The 447-nt window shown below is 51.5% G+C and carries 1 pseudogene; it reads right to left on the bottom strand.

The annotated features are described in order from the left end of the window. Positions 1-418 (bottom strand): annotated as a pseudogene (locus DVK05_RS16615) (diguanylate cyclase); the annotation flags it as partial. Positions 419-447 lie beyond the last annotated feature (29 nt).

Here is a 447-nt window from a genome sequence, read left to right as displayed (position 1 = left end):
ACATTGTATCTTCACGAGTTAATGAGTCCCAGTCTGCGCCAGTACACGCAAGGAAGTTCTCTTGGTCTTTCTCTAAGAGGCCGACGAACGCAACCGCGATATCGAAATGCGTCGCGATGAGGTCGGTGATGCGCTGGAAGCTTTCCTCGATCGGCAGCTCGTCGATATCATATTCTTCGAGTGCTTTGAGTCGCTCATCTTCGTTGTCTGGAGTGAGCAACCCAACCTGCGCACTGTGGTCGATGATGTCGTTCATGATGAAGCCGAGGCGGTCTCCAGCGTCGGGTAAATCTCTGTTGAGATACTCGACAAGGACTTCCTCGAACGATTCTGTATCGATATCTGCGGGCGAAACGTCCGTGAAAAGGACGACTGGTGTCTGTGAAATGTGTTCTCTGACGGATTGGATGACCTCCATCCCACTACCATCGGAGAGTGAATAAGACG

This window comes from Halorubrum sp. Atlit-8R, from assembly GCF_003666025.1.
GTDB lineage: Archaea > Halobacteriota > Halobacteria > Halobacteriales > Haloferacaceae > Halorubrum > Halorubrum salinarum.
The sequence above is the reverse complement of the archived record's forward strand: the minus strand, read 5'-3'. Positions and strand labels throughout refer to the sequence as shown.